This is a genomic window from Streptomyces sp. NPDC046831 (assembly GCF_040645305.1).
Lineage (GTDB): Bacteria > Actinomycetota > Actinomycetes > Streptomycetales > Streptomycetaceae > Streptomyces.
In genome coordinates, this window is sequence record NZ_JBEYXZ010000003.1 from 343,486 (window position 1) to 367,773 (window position 24,288).

A 24,288-nucleotide genomic window follows, 5' to 3' on the forward strand; every position below is an offset into this window, starting at 1 on the left:
GAGGCAACCCCAGGCGACACCGCCCGGCGCAGGCGACAGGGGCGGGGTGACCCAGCGAGGCGACCGAGGAAGGCGGCCCCGCCAGGCGACCGAGGAGGGCGGCCCGGCCAGGCGACCGCGGGCGACGCGACCGGGGGCAGGGCGACTCGGCGGGGTGCCCCGCACCCGTCAGCGCAGCGCCTCCGCGACCTCCCGTGCCGCCTCCACGACCCGCGGGCCCACCCGTTCCGGGACGCAGTCCGCGAGCATGACGACACCGACGCTGCCCTCCACGCCGGTCACCCCGACGAGCGGGGCGGCGGCCCCGCTGGCCCCGGCCTCCAGCTCCCCGTGCGTGAGCGTGTACTCGGGGTCCGCCGTCGGCCGCTGCCGGGCCGCGAGGATGGCCTTGCCCGCGGCGCCCCGGTCCAGCGGATGCCGGAAACCGGCCCGGTAGGCCACGTGGTAGTCCGTCCAGGTGGGCTCGACGACGGCGACGGCGAGGGCCTCCGCCCCGTCCACCAGGGTCAGATGGGCCGTGGCGCCGATGTCCTCGGCCAGCGACCGCAGCGCCGGCAGCGCCGCCTCCCGCACCAGCGGGTGCACCTGGCGGCCCAGACGCAGCACCCCGAGCCCGACCCGGGCGCGGCCGCCCAGATCGCGGCGTACGAGCGCGTGCTGCTCCAGCGTGGCGAGCAGCCGGTACACCACCGTCCGGTTGACGCCCAGTTTCTGGGACAGTTCGGTGACGGTCAGCCCGTGGTCCGTGTCGGCGAGCAGTTTGAGGACCTTCAGGCCCCGGTCGAGCGTCTGGGAAGTCTCCGCGGTCACGACGCCCACTCCTTCGGTGGATGAAGTCGGCGGGCCCTCGTCACGGCGGATGCGTCACCGAGTCCCGTCAGTGACGCGCGTCAGAGGCCGCCGATCGGCCGGCGGTCCGGACGGCCCGGACTCGGTCGCTTCACGGCTGCGCTCCGCGGCGGCGCTGCCACGGGGCGTGTGCGTAGCCGGACAGTAGCGAAGCCGGTTCGCTGAGCGGAAGACTCCGTCCAGAATCCGGTCACCGATCCGATGCGACCTGGCGGCGTTCGTCCTGATACGTACTCGGCCTGCACGGGCCCGCCGTGGGCGCGCGGGTGCGCGGCCCACCGTGGAACGTGCGCGGGTGCGCCGGCACACCGCCACCGGGGGGCGTCACCGCATCCGGGTCGCCCACTCCTGCACCTTGGCGATCCGCTGGCGCAGCTGCCCGGCCGTGGCCTCGGCGCTGGGCGGGCCGCCGCACACGCGGCGCAGCTCGGTGTGGATCACACCGTGCGGCTTGCCGCTCTGGTGGACGTAGGCGCCGACCATGGTGTTGAGCTGGCGGCGCAGCTCCATCAGTTCCTTGTGGCTCACCACCGGGCGCCGCTCGGCGGGCAGTTCGAGCAGGTCGGCCTCGGTGTCCGGCTTCTTGCGGCTGTGCGCGATCTGCCGGGCCTGCCGCTTCTGCAGCAGCAGCTGCACCTGGTCGGGTTCCAGCAGGCCGGGGATGCCGAGGTAGTCCTGTTCCTCCTCGCTGCCCGGGTGGGCCTGCATGCCGAACTCGGCACCGTCGTAGAGGACGCGGTCGAAGACGGCGTCGGACTCCAGCGCCTCGAAGGGCAGCATGTCCTGCTCGCCGGTGTCCTCGTCCTGCTCCCGGTTCGCCTCCTCCATCTCCTTCTCGGACTCGGCGTACGGGTCCTCCTCGCCCTCCTTCTTCGGCTTGTCCAGGGCGTGGTCCCGTTCCACCTCCATCTCGTTGGCGAAGGTGAGCAGGTCCGGGACGGTCGGCAGGAACACCGAGGCGGTCTCGCCCCGGCGCCGGGACCGCACGAAGCGGCCGACGGCCTGGGCGAAGAACAGCGGGGTGGAGATGGTGGTGGCGTAGACGCCGACCGCCAGACGCGGGACGTCGACGCCCTCGGACACCATGCGCACCGCCACCATCCAGCGGCCGTCACCGGCGCTGAACTCGTCGATCCGCTTCGAGGCGCCGACGTCGTCGGACAGGACGAGCGTCGCGCCGGTGCCGGTGATCTCGCGGATCAGCTTGGCGTAGGCACGCGCGGAGTCCTGGTCGGAGGCGATGACGAGGGCGCCCGCGTCCGGGATGGCCTTGCGGACCTCGGTCAGCCGCTGGTCGGCGGCGCGCAGCACGGCGGGCATCCAGTCGCCGCGCGGGTCGAGCGCGGTGCGCCAGGCCTGGCTGACGGCGTCCTTGGTCATGGGCTCGCCGAGCCTGGCGGCCACCTCGTCGCCCGCCTTGGTGCGCCAGCGCATGTTGCCGCTGTAGGAGAGGAAGATGACGGGCCGCACGACACCGTCGGAGAGCGCGGAGCCGTAGCCGTAGGTGTAGTCGGCGGCGGAACGCCGGATGCCGTCCTGGCCCTCCTCGTAGGTGACGAAGGGGATGGGGTTGGTGTCCGAGCGGAACGGCGTACCGGTCAGCGCGAGGCGGCGGGTGGCGGGCTCGAAGGCCTCCAGGCACGCCTCACCCCAGGACTTGCTGTCGCCGGCGTGGTGGATCTCGTCGAGGATGACGAGGGTCTTGCGCTGCTCGACGCGGTTGCGGTGGAGCATGGGGCGCACGCCGACACCGGCGTAGGTGACGGCGACCCCGTCGTACTCCCGGCCGAGCGGGCCGGCGCTGTACTCGGGGTCCAGCTTGATCCCCACCCGCGCGGCCGCCTCCGCCCACTGCTTCTTCAGGTGCTCGGTGGGCGCGACGACGGTGACCTGCTGCACGACGTGGTGGTGCAGCAGCCAGGACGCGAGCGTCAGGGCGAAGGTGGTCTTGCCGGCGCCGGGGGTGGCGACGGCGAGGAAGTCGCGGGGCTGCTCCTGGATGTACTTCTCCATCGCGCCCTGCTGCCAGGCCCGCAGCTTGCTGGCGGTGCCCCAGGGCGCGCGGCCCGGGAAGGCGGGCGAGAGGTGGTGCGAGTGGGACGAGCTGGCGGCGGTGGTAGTCACGGTCTCCGTCGGGTGGGTCGAGCGGCTCGGTCGGCTACGTATGACAACCGGGCCACCCTACCGGCGGCCCGGCGGCACCCATGCGCGAACGGCACGGGGTCACCCGGGGATGGGACCCAGCTCACACACCCCGCTCCACGAGCCCCCGCAACGCCCCGCCGATCACCTCGACCCCGCCCGCAGCACCTCTCGCCGCGGTGACGACCGGGCGGGGTCGGAGCGGTCCGCTCACGGGAGTGAGGACGCTCACGAAGGGGCGTGCACCCGCCTCGTCACCCACGCCCCCGCCAGCGCCACCCCCGCCATCGGCAGGAACACCGCGGCGAAGGCCGCCGGGTGGGAGCCGGTGCCCGCGGCCGCCGCGGCGGAGTGGGCCACCGTGCCGCCGCCCAGGGCCACGAAGGCGGCGCCGCCGGCGGCCAGCAGCAGGACGTTGGAGAGCGCGTCGGAGATCTGCAGGGCCGCCGAGTTCGCCCCGGCCTCCTCGGGGGCGGACAGGCGCAGCAGGAGCACGCTGGTGGAGGCGATGACCAGGCCCATGCCGAAGCAGCCGAAGCCCCAGGCGACGGCGACCGTCCAGACGGGGACGGCGGGGAAGAGCACGCTCGGCGCGGCGGCGATGGCCGCCGCCACCAGCACCATGCCGACGGTCATCAGCCGCTCCCGGTGGGGCGCCGCCCCCGGCCGGGACTGCACCCACGAGCCGAGCGCCCAGGTGGCGCCGCCCGCCGCCAGCGAGAAGCCGGCCAGGGTCGGCGACAGGCCCCGCTGGGTGACGAGCATCAGCGGGACGAAGGACTCGGCGGCGACGAAGGAGCCCGCGGCGACCCCGCGCAGCAGCACCACCGACGGCAGTCCGCGCGCCGCCCGCCAGGTGCCGCGGGGCAGCAGCCCGCGCACGGCCGGCACGAGCAGCGCGACCCCCGCGGCGCCGGGGAGCAGCGAGACCCACCGCAGGTCCTGCGCCGCGTACTGCAGCAGTCCGGCCCCGAGGGAGATGCCGAGCGCGAGCCGGATGCGGCGCAGGTCGAACGAGGCCTGCCCGGCCCCGTCCCGCACCGGGCCCGCCGCCCGCCGGCGTATCTGCGGCAGCGCGAGGGCGAGCGGGAACACCACGAGCACCGGGATGCCGACGAACACCCAGCGCCAGCCGAGGTGCTCGGTCACCGCGCCGGCCGCGAGCGGGCCGACGATCGACGGGACGATCCAGCCCGCCGCGAACGCCGCCATGATCGAGGGCCGCAGCCGCTCGGGGTAGGCGCGGCCGACGACGACGTACAGGGCGACGATCACCAGTCCGCCGCCGAGCCCCTGCACCGCCCGTCCCAGGATGAACACCCACATGGCGCCGGCCGTCCCGGCCAGCAGCAGGCCCGCCGCGAACGCGCCGATCCCCGCGGTCAGCGCGCCCAGCGGGCCGCGCCGGTCCGACCACTGCCCGGCGAGCACCATCCCGAACAGGCTGGTCGTGAAGAACCCGGAGAAGGCGAACGCGTACAGCGGCACCCCGTCCAGCTCCCGGGCGGCCACCGGCATCGCCGTGCCCACCGCGGTCGCCTCGAAGGCGATGAGCAGGACGACGGTGACGATGCCGATGCTGAGCGCCCGGTAGGACCTGCTCAGCACGGTGTCGGCGGCCTCCTCGGTCACGGAGGACGGGCCGGGGGCGGTGGCGACGCCGGTGTCGCGCGGTTCGAGGGCGGTCATGGTCGCCAGCGTAAGGTGCGCCTCCGCCGTTGACACCTGTCGGAAGACGGTCACAGGCCGGGACCTTGGTCTTACGACCGGGCCCGCGCCGCCCGCTTCATGAACGGCCTGTGGCAGTCGCGTTGCGGGACCGGTGATTTCCTTGAGCGCCGGTGGGGCTCCCGCCTACGGTCGAGTCACCGAGTTCGGAGCGGTGAAGCGCGCTTCACCACCGGCACGGCGGGCGGGTCCACCCCGCCACGGCCGCGCCGGGGGCCCGGACCGGGCGACGGCCGTGTGCCCGAGTGGTTGAGGGACTCGCCTGCAAAGCGGGTTACGCGGGTTCGATTCCCGCCACGGCCTCCACCTGGCTCCGACCAGGCAGAACGGAAGGGCGGCACTCCTTCAGGGGTGCCGCCCTTCCGGCCGTTCGTAGCGGCTGGGCCTGCACCGGTGGGCCGTGGAACTCACGCAAGCGACCGTCGACGACCTGCCGGCCCGGCTCGGCCCGGGGGACGGCCGCATGTACCTGCCCAGCGACCTGGATCCGCAGGCTCCGACCGACCTGCCCACCCTTCCCAGCCCTTGCTTCACCTATCGAATTTCGATAGATTCCCATCGCAAGTCGATGGAAGGGTGGGTCATGGGAAAGCTGACAGTGGGTGCGCTGCGCGCCGTGCTCGTGGTGATGCTCGCCGGCACCGTGTTCGTACAGGCCGGGATGGCGTGGGCGTTGGTCAGCGGGAGCGATCCGGAGGACGGATCGCTCCCGCTGACCCCACTGCGCGTGATGACGATCCTGGGCATGGTCTCGGTCCAGGTCGCCGTGGTCTGCGTAGGGCGGCTGGTGTCGATGGTGCGACGCGGAACCGTGTTCTCCCACGCCGCCTTCCGGTACGTGGACATCGTGATCGGCGCGATCGTCGCGGCTGCCCTCGTCTGGTTCGCGGTCACGGCACTCAATGCGCCGGGCCAGCGGGACGACCCGGGCGTCACCCTCATCATGGGCGGGATCGGCGTGGCCATCCTGGGAGTCGCGCTCATCGTGCTCGTGCTGCGGATGCTGCTCGCCCAGGCCGTCGCGCGCGACGTCGAAGCGGCGCAGATGCAGGCCGAGCTGGACGAGGTGATCTGATGCCGATCGTCGTCGACATCGACGTCATGCTGGCCCGGCGGAAGATGTCCGTGGGCGACCTCGCGAACCGGGTGGGGATCACGCCCGCCAACCTGGCGGTACTCAAGAACGGCCGCGCCAAGGCGGTGCGCTTCACCACGCTCGCCGCCCTGTGCGAGGTGCTCGAATGCCAGCCGGGCGACCTGCTGCGCTGGGAGACCGAGGACACCGCGGGCGAATGAGCCGCGCCTGCCGACGCGTCCTCGCCGGTCCCGTTTGCCTTTGACCGACTCCGCGAGCAGCTGATCCGCAGCCACTGGAAGATCGAAGCCTCGCGACACCTACGGTCGGGGCTGGTGTGGGACGTCCCGGCGACCGGCCCACACCAGCCCTCTACTTCTTCACGAACGAGCCCTGCCCCAGCACGGTGCGGAGCCGTCCCTCTTCTCGTAGCGCAGCCACCGCCTTCTGCACCGTCGAGGGAGCGACGTCCAGTTCAGCCGCCAGCTCGTTGACGGCGGGGAACCTCTCCCCCGGCTTGTACTTCCCCGCGTCCAGCCGGCGGCGCAGTTCATCCGCTACCTGGGGCCAGACAGGCACCGAACGATCAAGATCCATACATCGAGCATCCGCGTATCTTCGTGATCTCGCGACCGCGTATACGCGAATACGCGTATGCTGCCGCTGAGTCCAGCAGCAAGACCCGCACAGCAACCGAAGGACCCCCGCGACAGCGGCGAACTGTCCGGGGGCATGGCCGATCACCCAAGGAGTGACCGACAGTGCGAACCCTACTGACCCTCATCCTTTCGTGGCTCCTGCCCGGTCCAGGCAAGCGCCGAGCCCAGCGCATTCACGCGGGTTCACCGACACGGCGGCTGATCATCGCATCGTCTGGTGTGGGACTTCTCGCTCACCGCCGCCGCCCCCGCCCGCCCGAGTACCTGCGCGGCGAGGACGTGCGGCTCGTACGGCCCTACGTCATCACCCATGAGCGGGAGCAGGAGCGACGACGGCAACGGGAGAGGCGACCTGCCGCCGTGCTCGAAACCCTCGGACAGGACTACCCGGCGGGAGTGACAGCATGAGCACCCAGCCCGAGGGCACGCCGACCTACCTCCGGCTCCTGCCGTGGAGTGGCCTCGAAGGCAAGCCCGCGCACCTCGTGACGGACGGCACGGCCACTCCCCTGTCTCTTTTGGCCGACAGGATCGAGGAACAGCAGATCCAGACGGCGATCGTGATCCTGTGCCTCGCCAAGCCGATGATCGAGGGCACGGCACGTCTCACGACCGGTGAACTCCGCTGGATCTGCCGCCGTCTCGTCGAAAGTCTGACGGACGTTTTGAACGTCTGCGAGAGCCGGGGCCTGCGCATCCCGCTGTACGACGAGCCCGACGACATCGACGGCAAGCTGTCTCAGCAGCCATGAGAACTCGCGTTGCGCCGTGGCGCGTTCACTACATGCCGGTGGATGACCCGTGCGGCACGTGCATCGGCGTCCGGCCCCGGGGGCGTCCCCCGGAGCCGGGCCCGGTTACGCGCTCAAGAGCGCGTGGCCGGGCGCGCGGGGCTTTCGGCTCGGTCGCCGTGCAGGAGGCACAGGGTGAGGGTCAGGGTGGAGACGTCCGTGGTCAGCGGGTGGGCCGTGCCCGTGCGCTCGTCCCAGTTCCAGACGGCGCCGGTCCGGCCGTCGAGCAGCACGCCGGTGGCGCCGGCGAGGCGGCCGAGGCGTATGACGTGATCGGCTCCGGCACCGGCGCCGAGGCCGGTGGGCGGCACGGCGTCCGCGCGCTCGTCCGCGCGGTACTCGGCCAGGGTCGGCAGGGCGATGTCGGTGTCCAGCCGGAACAGGCGGCCGTCGTCCGGCAGGCCCGTCTCGCGCAGGAAACGGCGGGTCGGCTCGTGCGTGAGGGTCGTCGGGAAGTCGACGTCGTCGAAGCGCGCGACGCGGCCCCGGCCGAACTCGCGGTCCAGCAGGCGGGCGGACAGCTCCAGCGTCAGCCCGAAGCGGCCCGCGCGCAGCGCCCCCCGGCCGTGCGGGCCCGCCAGACGGCGCGCCCGCGCGGCGAAGTGGGCCACGGTGGCGAGGCACGGCGCCAGCGGGCGGGTGTCGGTCAGGCCGACGCCGGTCACCGGCCGGGGACGCGCCGGCGCGGGTCCGCCCGTGCAGGAGTCCGGGCGGGCCGGTCCGGCGGGGCCGGCCAGGGCGGCCTCGGTCGGGCCGGTCACCGCGACACAGGCGTCGGTCGTGTTCATCGCTCCCCCGAGCATGAAGATCCATGAGTGTGGGCAGGACACTGCGGACGTCCGCCCTGCGGGCGCGGTCCGTCGAACCCACCGACAGGAACACTACGCGGCCGCACTGACAACGCGCCCCCGAAAAAGCCCCGTTGCCCACGTGCCGCTCGTCGCCCACGGTGGGGCCGCACGGCCCTGGCGTGACGTCCGTCCCGGCGCACGGTCCCTCCCCGCACGGCGGGCGGGCCCCGTCCGGACGTGCCCGTCCGACCCCCGTGCCGGGTAATTCGCCAACAGCATCCGCGTGTGCTGCGGGGGCCGGCCGCTCACTGCACGGTGACCACCGCGGCCTGAGGCCTGATGGGGAGCCTGTTGACCGGGCGGCCGGTGGCGGCCCGGACCGCGGAGGCGATCGCCGCCGGACAGGTCACCACCGGCACCGCGCTGACCGCCTTCGCGCCGAAGGGCGCGACGACGTCCCGCTCCTCGACCAGCTTGACGATCCGGATGTCCGGCGCGTCCAGCGCGGTGGGCAGCGCGTAGCCCGTGAGGTCGGGATGGCGGATCAGGCCGCGCGGCGTGCGCAGGTTCTCGGTGAGCGCGATGCCCACGCCCTGGGTGACACCCGCCTCGATGCGCGCGGTGAGCTGGGCCGGGTTGAGCACCCGGCCGACGTCCTGCGCGAGGGCGAGCTCCACCACCCGCACCGAGCCCAGCTCGATGTCGACGTCCACCACCGCGCGGATCGCGCAGAACGCCAGGCCCACGAAGGCGTCGCCCTGGCCGGACTCGTCCAGCGGCTCGGTCGGGTGGGGGCGGCACTGGGCCGTCGCCCACAGCTCCTTGCCCTCGAGCATCTCGGTGACGGTGGTCGACAGCACGCCGTCGTACGACGTGATCTTGCCGTCCGTGATCTGCAGCAGTTCCGTGGACATGCCGAACTTGTGCGCGAGCGGCTGGAGCAGCTGGGTGCGGACCATCTTCGCGGCCCGCTCCACCGCGCCGCCCGAGACCCAGGTGTGCCGTCCCCGGCAGCCCGCGCCGGCCGGCGGCTGGTCGGTGTCGACCGGCGCCACGTGCACCTCGTCGATGCCGAGCGTCTCCTGGACGATCTGCCGGGCCAGCGTGGTGAAGCCCTGGCCGGTCTCCACGGCTGCGCACAGCACCGTCGCGACCCCGTCCTGGACCTTCACGGTGGCCGTCGAGACCTCGTCCGCGCCCTCCGCGCCGAGCATGTGCACCATGCCCAGGCCGTAGCCGACGCCGCGCCGCACGGCGCCCGGTTCGCCCGCGCCCTCGGGGCCGCCGGGCAGCAGCCACTCCTCCTCGGGGCTGTCCTTGGGCAGCGGCGGCAGCGGGTGGTCGCGCACGGCCTGGAGCAGTTCGGCGACCGGGGCCGGGCACGTCACCGTCTGGCCGGTCGGCAGGACGTCGCCGGTGGCCATGACGTTGCGCAGCCGTACCTCCGCCGGGTCGAGCCCGAGCTTCTTGGCGAGCTTGTCCATCTGGGCCTCGTAGGCGGCCGCGACCTGCATCGCGCCCTCGCCGCGGACATGGCCGGAGGGCGGGTTGTTGGTGCGCACCGCCCAGCCCTCGATGAACGCGTTCGGCACGACGTAGGGGCCGCAGGCGAAGGCGACCGCGGCGGCCAGGGCGTCGGAGGAGGTGTCGGCGTAGGCGCCCGCGTCGAGCAGGATCTGCGCCTCGACCTTGACGAGCCGGCCTTCGGCGTCGGCGTGGTGGCGGTAGCGCAGCAGGGTCGGGTGGCGGTGGGCGTGGCCGAGGAAGGACTCCTCGCGGGTCGCCGTCAGCTTCACCGGGCAGCCGGTCCGCAGCGCCAGCAGGCCGAGCGGCAGCTGGAAGCCCTGGTCCTCGCGGTCCGCGGTGGCGCCGGGCACACCGGTGACCACGATCTTCACGCGGTCCGGTTCCAGGCCGTAGCAGGCGGCGAGCGTGTCACGGTCGGCGTGCGGGTCGGTGGAGGCCAGGTACAGCTCGACGCCCCCGTCGGGGCGGGGCACCGCGAGCCCGGCCTCGGCGCCGATCGGGGCCGGGTCCTGGCGCCCGATCCGGTACAGGCCCTCGACGACGACCTCGCCGGCCGCCTCGGGGTCGCCGTGGCGCAGCGGGATGTGCCGGATCAGGTTGCCGTCGGGGTGCAGGGGCTCGGCCTCGAAGGCCTGCTCCGGGTCGGTGACCGGGTCGAGGACCTCGTACTCGACGATGACGGCCGCCGCGGCCATCCGCGCCGTGTCGGGGTGGTCGGCGGCGACGGCGGCGATCGGCTCGCCGTGGTGGCGCACGACCTCGGAGGCGAACACCGGGCGGTCGGGCCTGCCCCGGCCGTACACCGGGCTGCCGGGGACGTCCTCGTGGGTGATGACGACCCGCACGCCGGGCATCTCCCGCGCGTGCGTGGTGTCGATGGACCGGATGCGGGCGTGCGGGTGCGGCGAGCGCAGCACCGCCGCCCACAGCAGGCCCTCGGCCCACAGGTCGGCCGCGTAGGGGAAGGTCCCCTCCGTCTTGGCGCGGGCGTCGGCGGCCGGCAGCGAGGAGCCGATGCCGTGCGGCAGCGGCTCGGGCGCGGGCGCGGCCTCCGTGGCGGCGGCGGCTTCGTTGCTCACGGCTGGCCTCCGTCCTGGCCGTAGGGGTCATGCCGGTGCGGGGGGTCGAACGCCGAGGGGTGGACCCCGCCGGCTCCCGGGCCCGCCTGGTGGGGGATGCGCGGCTCGTCGGCGCCCGGTTCGGACTCGTCGGCCGCGGTGTGCGTCTCGCGTTCGGCGACGACCTCCTTGACGGCCTCCAGGACGCCCCGGTAGCCCGAGCAGCGGCACAGGTTGCCGCACAGCGCCTGGCGGGTCTCCAGTTCGGTCGGCGCCGGGTTGCCCTCCAGCAGGTCGTGCACGGTCATCGCCATGCCGGGCACGCAGAAGCCGCACTGCACCGCGCCGCACCGGGCGAGCGCCCGCTGCACGTCCGAGGGCTGCCCGTCGACGGCCAGGCCCTCCACGGTGCGGACCTCGCTGCCGGCCGCGGTGGCGGCGGGCACCAGGCAGGAGGCGACGAGCCGTCCGTCGACCTGGACGTTGCAGGCGCCGCACTCGCCCTGCGAGCAGCCGTCCTTGGCGCCGGCGAGGCCGAGCCGCTCCCGCAGGACGTAGAGCAGCGACTCGCCGATCCACGCGTCGGTGACGGGCCGGTCCACGCCGTTGACGCGCAGGACGTAGGAGGCGAGCGGGTGTTCGTCGTGCGGGGACGCGGAGTGCGCGTCGTCGGCGGGGTCCGCATCCTGCTGCGCGGCGGCGGTCTCCGGGTCCGAGGGGGCGGAGTCCTGGTCCGGCGCCGCGGTTTCCGGGTCCGCAGCGGCCGGGGGCTCCCCGGCCGTCGCGGGGTCCGCGACCCGGCCGGAGGCCGTCGCCGGCTCCCCGGCGGCCCGGGGCGCGGGGGGCGCGTCCTCGTCCGGGCCGGGGCCGCCGGACGGCTCGGCGGGCGCCTCGGCGGCCTCCGCGGCCCGTTCGGCGTCGCCGGCCGCCTCGCCGGTCGCGTGGGCGGACTGTGGGGCGTCGCCGGGTCCGGCCGCCGGCTCGGCGGCGCTGTCCGCGGAACCCTCCGGGACCTGCCCGTCCGGGGTCCCGTGGCCGTCTCCGGCCGCTGTGCCGCCGGCCGGAGAGGCCGGCGCCTGAGCCTCGGCGGACGCGGCCGCCGTCCCGGCCTCCTGGGCCGCCGTGTCCGCGTCCGGCGTCCGCGGAGCCGCCTCCCGGTCCGCGCTCGGGGCGTAAGCGGCCTCCGGGTGGTGTCCCTCCCCCGCACCGTGCGGCGCGGGCGCCGGGAACGGGCCCGCCCGGTGGGCCTCGGGCTGTGCGTACGGGTGGGCCCGGGACGGGTCGTACGGCTCCGGTCCGCCGGGCGCCTCCCCGGCGTGCGGCGCCTGCGGCGCACGCTCACCCGGGTACGCGGCGGGCGCCGGGGGGCCGGCGTGCGCGCCGCCCCGGGCCCGCTCACCGAAGTACGCGTGCTGCTCGCCGCCGTAGGTGTCCGCCGCCGGCTGCTCGCCGCCGTACGTGTCTCCCGCCGGCCGCTCGGCCGTGTGCGGGGCCGGGGCGTGCGGGGCGGCCGGGTCCGGGGCCGCCTCCTGCCCGGCCGCGGGCGGCTGCTGCCCCCACGGCTGTCCCGCTCCTTCCGTGGCCCACGGGGCGGCGGCGCCGCCGGGGAGCGTGGCCGGAGGGGTGCCGCCCCACTGCTGGACCAGGGACGACGTGGTGAACTCGCCCGACTCGTCCGGGAGGTCGCCGCCGGCGACGGGGATCGACCACTGCCCGGTCACGTCCTGGCCGGGGGCGGGCGCCGCCTGCCCGGCCTGCTCCTCGCCGGTGTGCCAGTGCTGGGTGGACTGGGGGTCGTAGGTGAACCGGTCGGTCGCGTCCGGGTCGTGCGGCACGGCGTGGGGGTCGGGCCACTGGGCGCCCTGGGCGGTCGCGGCCCAGGCGCCGTCGGCGGCCTCGGGCGGTGCGGGCGCCGCCGCTATCCGCGGCGGCACGTACCCGTGGCCGGGCGCGGCGAGCGGGCTGTCGGCGGCCAGGAGCGCCTCGATGCCGCCCTCGGGGAGCTTCACGAAGGCGGTGGCGCCGTCGTCGTAGTCGCCCTGCGGCAGCGGATCCCAGCGGCCGCCGCTCGCGGGCGTCCCCTCCGCGTGCTGGTCGTCGGTCACGACAGCGCCCTCCCCAGTGCTCGTCGGGCCAGCGCGGCGACGGTGCGCCGCAGGTGCAGTACGGCGGGCGGCAGCGGCTGTACGGAGCCGTCCTCGGCCGGGACCGGGTCGGGGATGCAGGCCGCGGCGACGTACTCCCCGAAGGCGGTCAGCGCCTCGGGGACGACCGCCCGGTTGTTGTCCCAGTCGATGAGCTGCGCGACCCAGTGCTCGGCGTCCAGAGGCCGCAGCGGCATCGGCGCTATGGCCCCGACCGCGCACCGCACGCCGCGCCGAGCGGGGTCGAGGACCAGCGCCACGGAGGCGGCCGCGCGGCCCGGGCCGGTCCGGCCGGTGGCCTTGAGGAAGACCTGGGGCGCGTGCAGCAGGGGCACGCGCACGTAGCCGATGAGCTCGCCGGTCCGCAGCAGGTCCATGCCCGCCAGCAGGTGCGACACCGGGATCTCCCGGCGGGCCCCGCCCGGGCCGGCGATGATCAGCGTCGCCTCCAGGGCGGCCAGCACGGGCAGCGCGTCACCGGTGGGCGCGGCCGAGGCGATGTTGCCGCCCAGGGTGCCCGCGTTGCGGATGTGCGGCGGGCCCGCGGCACGCGCGGCGGCGGCGAGCGCGGGGATCAGGGCGGCGAAGTCGGGGCGGCCCATGCGGGCGTGCGTGAGGCCCGCGCCGAGCAGCGCGTGCCCGTCCTGGTACTGCCAGCCGCGGATCTCGCTGATCCGGCCGAGTCCGACCAGCGCGGCGGGCCTGAGCTGCCCGGAGTTGACGGCGGCCATGAGGTCGGTGCCGCCCGCGACGGGCACCGCGGCGGGCGCGGCGGTCAGGGCCGCCACCGCCTCGTCCAGCGTCGTGGGCAGCGTGACGGCCTGCGCCGCCTGCGGTGCGTGCGTGGTCAAAACAGGCTGCCCCTTCCCGCTGCCCCCACTGGTCCCACCTGTGCTGCCGTACGGTACGTCCTGACAGGGCGGACGTGGCAACTCTGGCACATCTTCGCAAGTCCCGGACGCGGGGGTCCGCCAGGAGACGTTCCCCCACCTCACCGGACAGCAGGTCCGGTTTCGCACGACGTCACCGGTGCGGGCGAATTTCGCACTTTTCACTGACCCTTGCGCGTTTTCTCCTCCTCTGTTCGAGTCGGCGCCCGGCCGGTGCCGGCCGGGCCGTGTGCCACGTGCGCACCGGAGCCGCCGCCCCGCCCGGGGAGGGCGCCGCGTCCGCGCGCGCCTGCCGCGGGCGGATGTTCGGGCCGGTCACCCCGCGGGCGGATGCCCGGGCCGCGGCGGACGGGGTGCGCTCACCTCACGGGCGGCGGTCCGTCGAGCGGGCGACCGCGCACGCCGGGCCGGCGCTGCCAGGGAAGGGGGCCCGTGGGCGGTCGGTAGGCGACGCCGAGGGCGTCAAGTCGCCGGTAGTGGGCGGACATCCGCTGTTCGAAATCGGCGAAATCCCGTTCCGCGGGAGCGGGCAGGGCACTCCAGGCCACCTCGGCGAAGGCGGCCAGCCGCGGGAACGCCTGGTAGTCGACGCGGTTCTGGTCCTCCGTCACCTCGGACCACAGGTTGGCCTGCGCGCCGAGCACATGGCGGGCGTGCTCCGGCTCGAGTTCCGGCGGCACCGGCTCGAACCGGTAGACGTCCTCCAGCGTGCGCACCCAGCCGATCGGCACGGGCTCGTCGTCGCCGGGCGCCTGCCGGTGGTCCAGGTACACCTCCTGCTCGGGGCACATGACGACGTCGTGGCCGGCCCGCGCGGCGGCGACGCCGCCCGCACGGCCGCGCCAGGAGGACACCGTCGCGCCCTCGGGCGGGCCGCCCTGCAGGATCTCGTCCCAGCCGACGAGGCGGCGCCCCCGCTCGGACAGCCACCGCCCGAAGTGACCGACGAACCAGGCCTGGAGCCCGTCCTCGTCCGCGAGTCCGAGTTCCGCGATGCGCGCCTGCGCGGTGGGCGACCGCCGCCACTGGTCCTTGGGGCACTCGTCGCCGCCGACGTGGACGTACCGCGACGGGAACAGTTCGAGCACTTCCTCCAGGACGTGCTCGTAGAAACGCAGTGTGGCGTCGGTCGGGGCGAGCACGTTCGGGGAGATTCCCCAGTCGTCCCAGACGGTCAGGGAGGCGGTGTCGACGACGTCGGTGTTGCCGAGTTCCGGATATGCGGCGATGGCCGCCTGCGAGTGGCCGGGGACGTCGATTTCGGGGACGACGGTGATGTGCCGTTCGGCGGCGTAGGCGACGATCTCGCGGATGTCGTCCCGGGTGTAGTGGCCCCCGTGCGGTTTCTCCTCCCACAGCGGTGAGGCCCGGTGGCCGAATTTCGTGCGGGGCCGCCACGATCCGGCCCCGGTCAGCCGCGGATACCGCTCGACCGGCAGGCGCCAGCCCTGGTCGTCGGTCAAGTGGAGGTGCAGGACGTTGAGTTTGTGCGCCGCCATCAGGTCGAGGTAGCGCAGGACGCCGTCCTTCGGCATGAAGTGCCGTGCCACGTCGAGCAGGAGACCGCGCCAGCGGAAGCGCGGGCGGTCGTGGATCGTGACGGCGGGGAACTCCCACGCGTCCCGGACGGTGACGGGGGCCCGGCGGAAGGCGTCCGGGCCGAGCAGCTGGCGGAGGGTCTGCGCGCCCCAGAACACGCCGGCCGCGCTCGCCCCGCCGACGACGACGCGACGGCCGGCGGCGCTGAGGCGGTAGGCCTCCGGGCCGTCGGGTTCGCCTCCGGGTTCCGGGCTGATCCGCAGCACGATCCGGGGTGCGTCCTCGCCGTGCGAGGGCGGCAGCGGGTACCCGGTCGCCGCGCCGACGGTGGTCCGCAGCCACCGGGCGACCCCCTCGGTGCCGGGGGCGGCCTCGATCGTCGTCGCGCCGTCGATCGAGCAGCGCCCGCCGCCGGACGGGCCGGCGGACAGGCGGCCGGGGGCCGGGACGAGCGAGGCGCCGGAATGCGGGGACGGCTCGTGCGGAACAGGGGTCGTCACGTCTCTCCTCCACCGCTTCGCCCGCCCCGGCGAACGGATGCCACCGCGCCGTTCGGGCAATCAGGAACATGCCAATAAAGGGGCCGGAAGCACAAGGGAAACGCCCGCCGGATTCACACCGCTGCGGCCGCCGCGGCGGTTTCCGCCGGACGCCGCGAAGGTTACCGCGGGAAACAGCGAATTCCAGGGGAAAGCAGCCCGGAACGAGGCCACCGCGTAGGTGATCGGCCGGGTCCGCCGCACAAAAGCACCCCGCACGGCAAAAGGTCCCCGGACACGCCCGACGGCGCACCGGGGACCTCGCGGACCCACGACGGATCTCGGCAGCTCTCGGACGGCAAGCGCGCCGGAAACGCACCGGCGGCGGCCCGGAACCAGACCGCGGGCGGTCCGGGGACGGACCGGCCGGCGGCCGCTGGCCGGACTACTTCTTCTTGTCGTCGCCCTCGCCGCCGCTGCCCATGGATTCGTAGATCTCCTTGCACAGCGGGCAGACGGGGTACTTCTTCGGGTCGCGGCCCGGCACCCAGACCTTGCCGCACAGCGCCACGACGGGCGTACCGTCGAGGGCGCTCGCCATGATCTTGTCCTTCTGAACGTAGTGGGCGAAGCGCTCGTGGTCGCCGTCGCCGTGGGAGACCTGCGGCGTCGGCTCGACGAGGGTTCCCGTACCAGTCCCGCGCTCGGGCTCGAGAGTGCTCATACGGCAAGGGTACTGAAACCCCGCGGGCATCAGTTGAGCGACGGGTCGTCCGGATATGTGGCGACCATCGCCAGCTCGTTGCGCTGGCGGCGCAGCACCTCCCGCCACAGCCGCTCGGGGGCCGGGGAGGAGACGTCGCCGGGTTCGGACTCCACCACGTACCACGCCCCCTCCACCAGCTCGTCCTCCAGCTGGCCCGGCCCCCAGCCCGCGTAACCGGCGAAGATCCGCAGGGAGCCCAGGGCGGAGGCCAGCAGCTCCGGCGGGGCCTCCAGGTCGACGAGGCCGATCGCGCCGTGCACCTGGCGCCAGCCCAGCGGGGTGCCGTCGCCGGAGGCGCCCCCCGGGACGACGGCGACCCCGAGCGCGGAGTCCAGCGACACCGGGCCGCCCTGGAAGACGACGCCGGGCTCACCGGCCAGGTCCGCCCAGCCCTCCAGGATGTCGCCCACGTCCACGGGGGTCGGACGGTTGAGGACGACACCGAGGGAGCCCTCCTCGTCGTGGTCGAGAAGGAGCACCACCGCACGGTCGAAGTTCGGGTCCGCCAGGGCGGGGGTAGCCACGAGCAGCCGCCCTGTGAGCGAGGACACCTCGGTCATGCCAGACATGATCCCGCATCTTGCCCCGGTGTGGGGAACCAATCGGGTCACGGGAGTGACGGCGGCCGCAGGGGCGGGACGCGGGCCGCCCGGGCGTCGCGCCGCGGGGAGCCGGGCCGGCCCGCCCGTGGGGCCGGGTCGCGCACCGCGTGGCCGGTGACCCCACGTGCCCGCGCCGGGACGGTTCGTGTTGTGACAGAGCCATGACGGGCCCGGGCCGTCCGCGGGCTTACGGAAGGGGGCCGCACGGCGATTACTCTGTCTTCCCGGCCCCTGCCCGAAGATCGGCCGGCCCCTGCCCAACTCATCGGAACGCGAGATACATGACCGTCAACGGCACTGACGACGTACTGCTTGTCCATGGCGGAACCCCGCTGGAGGGCGAGATCCGTGTCCGCGGTGCGAAGAACCTCGTACCGAAGGCCATGGTCGCCGCCCTGCTGGGCAGCGAGCCGAGTCGACTGCGCAACGTTCCGGACATCCGTGACGTGCGCGTCGTACGCGGTCTGCTGCAACTGCACGGCGTGACGGTCCGTCCGGGTGAGGAGCCGGGCGAGCTGGTGCTCGACCCGACGCGGGTGGAGAGCGCGAACGTCGCTGACATCGATGCCCACGCGGGCTCGTCGCGCATCCCGATCCTGTTCTGCGGCCCGCTGCTGCACCGGCTCGGGCACGCCTTCATCCCCGGCCTCGGCGGCTGCGACATCGGCGGCCGGCCCATCGACTTCCACTTCGACGTGCTGCGGCAGTTCGGCGCGACGATCGAGAAGCGGGCCGACGGCCAGTACCTGGAGGCCCCGCAGCGGCTGCGCGGCACGAAGATCCGGCTGCCGTACCCGTCCGTCGGCGCGACCGAGCAGGTGCTGCTGACGGCCGTACTGGCCGAGGGCGTCACCGAGTTGTCCAACGCGGCCGTGGAGCCGGAGATCGAGGACCTCATCTGCGTGCTGCAGAAGATGGGCGCGATCATCGCGATGGACACCGACCGGACGATCCGCATCACCGGTGTGGACAAGCTCGGCGGCTACACCCACCGCGCCCTGTCGGACCGCCTGGAGGCGGCGTCCTGGGCGTCGGCGGCGCTGGCGACCGAGGGCGACATCTACGTCCGCGGCGCGCAGCAGCGGTCGATGATGACGTTCCTCAACACCTACCGGAAGGTGGGCGGCGCCTTCGAGATCGACGACGAGGGCATCCGCTTCTGGCACCCCGGGGGGCAGCTGAAGTCGATCGCGCTGGAGACGGACGTGCACCCCGGCTTCCAGACGGACTGGCAGCAGCCGCTGGTGGTGGCCCTGACGCAGGCCACGGGGCTGTCCATCATCCACGAGACGGTGTACGAGTCCCGGCTGGGCTTCACCTCCGCGCTGAACCAGATGGGCGCCCACATCCAGCTCTACCGCGAGTGCCTCGGCGGCTCCGTCTGCCGTTTCGGGCAGCGCAACTTCCTGCACTCCGCGGTCGTCTCGGGCCCCACGAAGCTCCAGGGCGCCGACCTGGTCATCCCCGACCTCCGCGGCGGCTTCTCGTACCTGATCGCCGCGCTGGCGGCCCAGGGCACGTCCCGGGTGCACGGCATCGAGCTCATCAACCGCGGCTACGAGAACTTCATGGAGAAGCTCGCCGAGCTGGGCGCGAAGGCCGACCTGCCGGGCAAGGCCCTCGGCTGACACCCCGGTCCCGGCGGGCCCGGCGGCCGGAACCGTCCCGCGGCGTACCGGCCGCCGGGCCCGCGGGGACCGTCTGCCGGGGCGGGACCCGGCCGGGGGCCGGGGAAACCCTGGGCCCGGGCAACCGCCGAGCCTCCGCGCACCCCGGCGCACAAGCCGACCCGCCGGGCGAGGACGAGTGGGATGCCGTCTCACGGCGCCGAGGAGCCGGGCGAGGCCGCCGCGGGCCGGGCGCGGCCGCGCCGGGCCGTCCGGGGGCCGTGTGAGGCCGTCGCGGCCGTTTCGTACGGCGAAGGGGCGGCCACCCCCGTGGGTGGCCGCCCCTTCGGCGTCATCGTGCCCTAGCGGGCCTCGCACGCCGTCCGTGGCGGGCGAACGGCAAGGTCACTTGCCCTTGGCGGCTTCCTTGAGCTTGCTGCCCGCGGAGACCTTCACGCTGTAGCCGGCCGGGATCTGGATCGGCTCGCCGGTCTGCGGGTTGCGCGCGGTGCGAGCGGCACGGTGGGTGCGCTCGAAGGTGAGGAAGCCAGGGATGGTGACCTTCTCGTCCCCCTTGGAGACGATGTCGCCGACGACGTCGGCGAACGCGGCCAGCACGGCGTCGGCGTCCTTGCGGGTCACCTCGGCGCGGTCGGCCAGCGCGGCCACCAGCTCACTGCGGTTCATGTTGTTACTCCCGTGTCTTTCTTGCCGTTGAGGCATGAGAACGAAGCCGATGCTGCCAGGGTCCTCGGTGAGTACCCGGACCCGGGTCCGTCCCTCTGCCCTCGCGCCCCTTGGGGGTGCCCCCAGGACGTAGTCCTTGGGGAAGCATCCTGCCCCCACCTGCGGCGGGAAAGCCAATCCGGCACCCGTTGGAGTCGTGAGAACACCCTTGGGAGTCACAGGAGCCCCGGGCCGCGCGTGGCCGTCACCATAAAGGGCGACCGGACCCGGCGGCGGTCGACGCGCCGGGCCGGCGGACGGCCGTGGCGATCCTCACAGCCGGCCCGCACCGGGCTCAGGAGACCGTCGCGCCCGCCGCCTTGGCGGCCTCCCGCACCGCGCCCGCGACCGCGCCCGCGACCTTGTCGTTGAAGACGCTCGGGACGATGTAGTTGGGGTTCAGCTCGTCCTCGGTGACGACGTCCGCCAGGGCCTGCGCGGCGGCGAGCATCATCTCCGTGTTGACGGTGCGCGACTGCGCGTCCAGCAGGCCGCGGAAGACACCCGGGAAGACCAGCACGTTGTTGATCTGGTTGGGGAAGTCGGAGCGGCCGGTGGCCACAACCGCCGCCGTCTGGCGGGCGATTGCCGGCTCCACCTCGGGGTCGGGGTTCGCGAGAGCGAAGACGATCGCGCCGTCGGCCATGGCGGCCACGTCGTCGCCGTCGAGGACGTTGGGCGCCGAGACGCCGATGAAGACGTCCGCGTCGCGCACGGCCTCCTTCAGCGTGCCCGTCAGGTTCTCGGGGTTGGTGTTGTCCGCGATCCAGCGCAGCGCCGACCCGGGGGCGGCGTCGACGAGGTCGGCGCGGCCGGCGTGCACGACACCGTGGATGTCGGCCACGACGGCGTTCTTCACGCCCGCGGCGAGCAGCAGCTTCAGGATGGCGGTGCCGGCCGCGCCGGCGCCGGACATCACCACGCGCACGTTCTCCATCGCCTTGCCGACCACGCGCAGCGCGTTGGTGAGGGCCGCGAGTACGACGATGGCGGTGCCGTGCTGGTCGTCGTGGAAGACGGGGATGTCCAGGGCCTCGCGCAGCCGCGCCTCGATCTCGAAGCAGCGCGGCGCGGAGATGTCCTCGAGGTTGATGCCGGCGAACCCGGGGGCGATCGCCTTGACGATCTCGACGATCGCGTCGGTGTCCTGGGTGTCCAGGCAGATCGGCCAGGCGTCGATGCCGGCGAACCGCTTGAAGAGGGCGGCCTTGCCCTCCATCACGGGCAGGGCGGCCTTCGGGCCGATGTTGCCCAGGCCCAGCACGGCCGAGCCGTCCGTCACGACCGCAACGGAGTTGCGCTTGATGGTCAGGCGGCGGGCGTCCTCGGGGTTGGCGGCGATCGCCATGCAGACGCGGGCCACACCCGGCGTGTAGACCATGGACAGGTCGTCACGGTTGCGGATGGGGTGCTTGGACTGCATCTCGATCTTGCCGCCGAGGTGCATGAGGAACGTACGGTCGGAGACCTTGCCGAGGGTGACGCCCTCGATGCCGCGCAGCTTCTCGACGATCTCCTCGGCGTGCGCGGTCGAGGCGGCCGCGATGGTGACGTCGATGCGGAGCCGCTCGTGGCCGGACGCGGTGACGTCGAGGCCGGTCACCGAGCCTCCGGAGGACTCCACGGCGGTGGTGAGCTGCGAGACGGCGGTTCCGCCCGCGGGCACCTCCAGCCGGATGGTCATCGAGTAGGAGACGCTGGGCGCCGTTGCCATGGCCGACTTCCTCTGCTTTCACCGTGACGCGAAGTTCTGCCGTCCGATCGTCGCACCTACCCCTGAGTACGCGGTAGCCGCCCCGGATTGCGGACGTTTTGTTCACCGGCGGAGGGCATTCTTTCGGAAGATCCGTTCCGCCATGCGAGAAAGACTACGAGAGGGCCAGCGGGCAACGAAAGAGGCCCACGTCACACGACGTGGGCCTCTCCCCAGCTCAATGACACCGACCCGCCATGCTCGCCTCGCGGCAAGTGGTCGCTCGTAGCGACGAAGGTTGGGCCCGGGGGCTTGGATCGGGCCGGTGTCACATCAAGGCTAGCAAACGGATCGCGCGGGACCATTCCCGCGGCGGAAGTTCGTTTTCCCGTCACCCGGCAGGCCCCGCCCCCGGGGCACCGGACCGGCCGGGCCGGGCCCGTGCCCCGGCGTCGCCTCTCAGTCCTTCAGCAGGTCCGGCACCCCGTCCGCGTCGGGCTCGTCCCGCTCGCCGGAGACGACCGTCAGCTGCTGGGTGGCCCGGGTCAGGGCGACGTACAGCACCCGCAGGCCGGCCGGCGACTCGTCCGCGATCTCGGCGGGCGAGACGACGACCGTCGCGTCGTACTCCAGGCCCTTCGCCTCCAGGCTGCCCAGCGCCACGACACGGTCGCCGAGCCCGGCGAGCCAGCGCCGTGCCTCCTCGCGGCGGTGCATGGCGACGACCACGCCGACGGTGCCGTCGACCTGCTCGAGGAGCCGTCCGGCCTCCGCCCGGACGGTCGCCTCCAGCGAGTCGCCGACGACGGCGAAGCGGGGTTCGAGGCCGGTGGAGCGCACCGCCGACGGCGACTCGGCGCCCGGCATGGCCAGGGCGAGCACCTTGGCGGCCAGCTCGGCGATCTCGGCCGGGTTGCGGTAGTTCACCGTCAGCCGGAAGCGGCGGCCGCGGGCGGTGCGGCCCGCCGGGCCCTGCCCGGAGGACTGGTGGGAGACGGGCGGGCGGGTGCCCAGCGCCTCGTCGCGGGCCTGGGCCGCCTCGTCGGGGTCGGACCAGGACGACTGGGCCGGGTCGCCGACGATCGTCCAGGTGGCGTGCCGGCCGCGGCGGCCGACCATGCGCCACTGCAGCGGCGTGAGGTCCTGCGCCTCGTCGACGATGACGTGCGCGTACTCGGTGCGTTCCTGCGCCAGCCGCTCGGCCCGCTCGCGCTGCGTCTCCTCGCGGGCCGGCATGAGCTCCTCCAGCCCGGTGAGCTGGTCCAGCGGGTCCAGCTCGCGCTTCTTCCTCGGGCGGGCGGGGACACCGAGGATGGCCTGGAGCTCGTCGAGCATCGCCACGTCGTGCACGGAGTAGCCGTCGCGCCTGAGTGAGCGGGCCACCTTGCGCACCTCGCCGGCGTTCAGGACGCGGCGGGACCAGCGGCCGAGGCGGCGCTCGTCGGCCATCGCCGCGAGCACCGTCTGCGGGGTCAGCTCGGGCCACCAGGCATCCAGGAAGGCGATGAACGCGTCCTCGCCCGCGACGTCCTCGTCGAAGGAGGAGCGCAGCTCGGCCGCCAGTTCCGGGTCGCTGTGCCGGCCGGCCGCGCCGGACCTCTGCCACAGCGCGTCCAGGAGCAGCCTGCGGGCGCGGGGGCGCAGCAGGTTGACCGGCGCCGTGCCGCCGAGGGCGGTGCGGCGGATGCGGTCCAGTTCCCCGGCCTCCAGTTCCAGGCGGCGGCCGAAGGCGACGACCCGCAGCCGCTCGGGGGAGCCGTTCAGCTCCAGGGCGCCGCGCGCGGCCTTGCGCAGCACCTTGAGCATGCGGGAGGAGCCCTTGGCGCGGGCCACCGCCGGGGAGTCGTACAGGGTCGCCTCCGCGCCGACGGAGTCCGCGGCGAGGGAGCCGATGGCGCGGATGGCGACCTGGCCCTCCTCGCCGAGGGAGGGCAGCACGCCCTCGGTGTACGCCACCAGCAGCGGGGTCGGCGAGACGATCAGGATGCCGCCCGCGTAGCGGCGCCGGTCCTGGTAGAGCAGGTAGGCCGCGCGGTGCAGGGCGACGGCGGTCTTGCCGGTGCCGGGGCCGCCCTCGACGTAGGTCACCGAGGAGGCGGGGGCGCGGATCACCAGGTCCTGCTCGGCCTGGATGGAGGAGACGATGTCCCGCATGGTGTGGCTGCGGGCCCGGCCGAGCGCGGCCATCAGCGCGCCGTCGCCGACGACGGCCAGTTCGCGGCCGTCGAGGGACGCCCGCAGCTCGGGGCGCATCAGGTCGTCCTCGACGCCCAGCACCCGGCGGCCCTTGGAGCGGATGACGCGGCGGCGCACGACCCGGCCGGGGTCGACGGGGGTGGAGCGGTAGAAGGGGGCGGCGGCCGGGGCCCGCCAGTCGATGACGAGCGGCGAGTAGTCCTGGTCGAGGACGCCGATGCGGCCGATGTGCAGGGTCTCGGCGATGTCGGCGGTGTTGTCGTCCCGGACCGCGCCCTCGGCGGGCTCGACGGCGGTGTACGCGCCGTCGGCGCCCTTCTTGCCGTCCTTGCCGGGCAGCAGGTCGATGCGGCCGAAGAGGAAGTCCTCGAACTCGTTGTTCAGGCGGTTGAGGTGGATCCCCGCCCGGAAGACCTGCGCGTCGCGCTCGGCCAGCGCGCCGGGCGTGCCGACCTGGCCGCGCCGGGCCGCGTCGTGCATGAGGAACTCGGCCTCGTGGATCTTTTCCTCGAGGCGCTGGTACACCCGGTCCAGGTGTGCCTGTTCCACGCTGATCTCTCGGTCGCGTACGGAGTCCTGCGCCTCGTCGTGAACCGATTCGACCGCGGAATCCTGTTGAGCCTGAGCGGCCACCGGGCCCCCTTCTGACGTGCTGGGCAGCCGTCAACCGTACGCGAAGGGAGGCGTGTGAGGCTACGCGCCGGCCCGCGTTGCCGGCCCGCGTTGCCGGCCTGCGCGGCCGGCGGCGGTGCGGATGCCGACCGCGTGGGCCCGCGGCCGGCCACGCCCGGTCGCGGGCCGTGCTGCCGCAGGCCGCGCGGATGCCGGCCGGGCGGGCGCGGGGCCGGCGCGGGGCCGGGGGCGTGCGGCCGGCGTGCAGCCGGCGTGCAGCCGGCGTGCGGCCGGCTGCCGAACAGCGCCGTCGTGGGGCGGGGGCGCGCCGGGGGGTGCCCGTCCTCGGACCGGCGCGAGCTCGGTTCTTCAGCAAGGCACCCGGCGTCGACGCGCCGGCCGCTGCGGGCGGGC

19 protein-coding genes and 1 tRNA gene are annotated in these 24,288 nt (G+C 74.1%); 6 read left to right on the forward strand and 14 right to left on the reverse strand.

The features are described 5' to 3' along the window. Window positions 1–168: 168 nt before the first annotated feature. From ABZ920_RS04950 to ABZ920_RS04960, 3 genes are all read right to left on the reverse strand, one after another. A complete protein-coding gene (locus ABZ920_RS04950; protein ID WP_361498844.1) occupies window positions 169–810 on the reverse strand; it encodes a helix-turn-helix domain-containing protein in 642 nt (213 codons plus the stop codon). 363 nt (window positions 811–1,173) lie between these two features. Beyond that, on the reverse strand, window positions 1,174–2,973 hold the full coding sequence (locus ABZ920_RS04955) for a DEAD/DEAH box helicase (RefSeq protein ID WP_361498846.1): 1,800 nt from the start codon (window positions 2,971–2,973) through the stop codon (window positions 1,174–1,176). 246 nt (window positions 2,974–3,219) lie between these two features. Further along, complete coding sequence (locus ABZ920_RS04960) at window positions 3,220–4,680, reverse strand: MFS transporter (protein ID WP_361498848.1); 1,461 nt, start codon at window positions 4,678–4,680, stop codon at window positions 3,220–3,222. Window positions 4,681–4,950: 270 nt separating this feature from the next. Here ABZ920_RS04960 and ABZ920_RS04965 point away from each other — a divergent pair. From ABZ920_RS04965 to ABZ920_RS04975, 3 genes are all read left to right on the forward strand, one after another. Beyond that, window positions 4,951–5,025: transfer RNA gene (locus tag ABZ920_RS04965), tRNA-Cys, on the forward strand. A gap of 277 nt (window positions 5,026–5,302) precedes the next feature. After that, the gene (locus tag ABZ920_RS04970) at window positions 5,303–5,794 is read left to right on the forward strand and encodes a DUF2975 domain-containing protein (protein ID WP_361498911.1); all 492 of its coding nucleotides are present in this window, start codon (window positions 5,303–5,305) and stop codon (window positions 5,792–5,794) included. Then, a complete protein-coding gene (locus tag ABZ920_RS04975; RefSeq protein ID WP_361498850.1) occupies window positions 5,794–6,015 on the forward strand; it encodes a helix-turn-helix transcriptional regulator in 222 nt (73 codons plus the stop codon). Before ABZ920_RS04970 ends, ABZ920_RS04975 begins: the two co-directional genes overlap by 1 nt. Window positions 6,016–6,166: 151 nt before the next feature. Here ABZ920_RS04975 and ABZ920_RS04980 read toward each other — a convergent pair whose 3' ends face one another. After that, on the reverse strand, window positions 6,167–6,391 hold the full coding sequence (locus tag ABZ920_RS04980; protein WP_361498852.1) for a GntR family transcriptional regulator: 225 nt from the start codon (window positions 6,389–6,391) through the stop codon (window positions 6,167–6,169). Between the two features lie 281 nt (window positions 6,392–6,672). Between ABZ920_RS04980 and ABZ920_RS04985 the strand changes: the two genes are divergently transcribed. Next, window positions 6,673–6,861, forward strand: a complete 189-nt coding sequence (locus ABZ920_RS04985; protein ID WP_361498854.1) for a hypothetical protein — start codon at window positions 6,673–6,675, stop codon at window positions 6,859–6,861. Continuing rightward, window positions 6,858–7,205 (forward strand): hypothetical protein, encoded by a 348-nt coding sequence (locus ABZ920_RS04990; RefSeq protein WP_361498856.1) that lies wholly within the window; start codon window positions 6,858–6,860, stop codon window positions 7,203–7,205. Before ABZ920_RS04985 ends, ABZ920_RS04990 begins: the two co-directional genes overlap by 4 nt. Before the next feature lie 113 nt (window positions 7,206–7,318). On the opposite strand, the gene ABZ920_RS04995 is transcribed toward ABZ920_RS04990, so the two are convergent. From ABZ920_RS04995 to ABZ920_RS05025, 7 genes are all read right to left on the reverse strand, one after another. Beyond that, on the reverse strand, window positions 7,319–8,032 hold the full coding sequence (locus tag ABZ920_RS04995) for an SUKH-4 family immunity protein (RefSeq protein ID WP_361498858.1): 714 nt from the start codon (window positions 8,030–8,032) through the stop codon (window positions 7,319–7,321). Between the two features lie 308 nt (window positions 8,033–8,340). Then, complete coding sequence (locus ABZ920_RS05000) at window positions 8,341–10,641, reverse strand: molybdopterin cofactor-binding domain-containing protein (RefSeq protein ID WP_361498860.1); 2,301 nt, start codon at window positions 10,639–10,641, stop codon at window positions 8,341–8,343. Then, entirely contained in the window at window positions 10,638–12,725 is a 2,088-nt protein-coding gene (locus tag ABZ920_RS05005; protein WP_361498862.1) for a 2Fe-2S iron-sulfur cluster-binding protein, read from the reverse strand. Before ABZ920_RS05005 ends, ABZ920_RS05000 begins: the two co-directional genes overlap by 4 nt. Then, complete coding sequence (locus ABZ920_RS05010) at window positions 12,722–13,615, reverse strand: FAD binding domain-containing protein (RefSeq protein ID WP_361498864.1); 894 nt, start codon at window positions 13,613–13,615, stop codon at window positions 12,722–12,724. The genes ABZ920_RS05005 and ABZ920_RS05010 overlap by 4 nt, the downstream gene beginning before the upstream one ends. 398 nt (window positions 13,616–14,013) lie before the next feature. Beyond that, window positions 14,014–15,693 (reverse strand): beta-N-acetylhexosaminidase, encoded by a 1,680-nt coding sequence (locus ABZ920_RS05015; protein WP_361498866.1) that lies wholly within the window; start codon window positions 15,691–15,693, stop codon window positions 14,014–14,016. 424 nt (window positions 15,694–16,117) lie between these two features. Next, window positions 16,118–16,396 (reverse strand): DUF3039 domain-containing protein, encoded by a 279-nt coding sequence (locus ABZ920_RS05020; protein ID WP_361498868.1) that lies wholly within the window; start codon window positions 16,394–16,396, stop codon window positions 16,118–16,120. Between the two features lie 29 nt (window positions 16,397–16,425). Next, window positions 16,426–16,998 carry a YqgE/AlgH family protein gene (locus ABZ920_RS05025; RefSeq protein ID WP_361498870.1) on the reverse strand — a complete coding sequence of 191 codons (573 nt, stop codon included), beginning with the start codon at window positions 16,996–16,998 and terminating at the stop codon, window positions 16,426–16,428. 323 nt (window positions 16,999–17,321) lie between these two features. On the opposite strand from ABZ920_RS05025, the gene murA reads away from it, so the two are divergent. After that, window positions 17,322–18,668 carry a UDP-N-acetylglucosamine 1-carboxyvinyltransferase gene (murA, locus tag ABZ920_RS05030; protein ID WP_361498872.1) on the forward strand — a complete coding sequence of 449 codons (1,347 nt, stop codon included), beginning with the start codon at window positions 17,322–17,324 and terminating at the stop codon, window positions 18,666–18,668. Between the two features lie 384 nt (window positions 18,669–19,052). On the opposite strand, the gene ABZ920_RS05035 is transcribed toward murA, so the two are convergent. The 3 genes from ABZ920_RS05035 to ABZ920_RS05045 form a co-directional block, all read right to left on the reverse strand. Further along, a complete protein-coding gene (locus tag ABZ920_RS05035; protein WP_003990598.1) occupies window positions 19,053–19,334 on the reverse strand; it encodes an HU family DNA-binding protein in 282 nt (93 codons plus the stop codon). A gap of 334 nt (window positions 19,335–19,668) precedes the next feature. After that, the gene (locus ABZ920_RS05040) at window positions 19,669–21,087 is read right to left on the reverse strand and encodes an NAD-dependent malic enzyme (protein ID WP_361498874.1); all 1,419 of its coding nucleotides are present in this window, start codon (window positions 21,085–21,087) and stop codon (window positions 19,669–19,671) included. Between the two features lie 438 nt (window positions 21,088–21,525). Next, window positions 21,526–23,895 (reverse strand): UvrD-helicase domain-containing protein, encoded by a 2,370-nt coding sequence (locus ABZ920_RS05045; protein ID WP_361498876.1) that lies wholly within the window; start codon window positions 23,893–23,895, stop codon window positions 21,526–21,528. Window positions 23,896–24,288 lie beyond the last annotated feature (393 nt).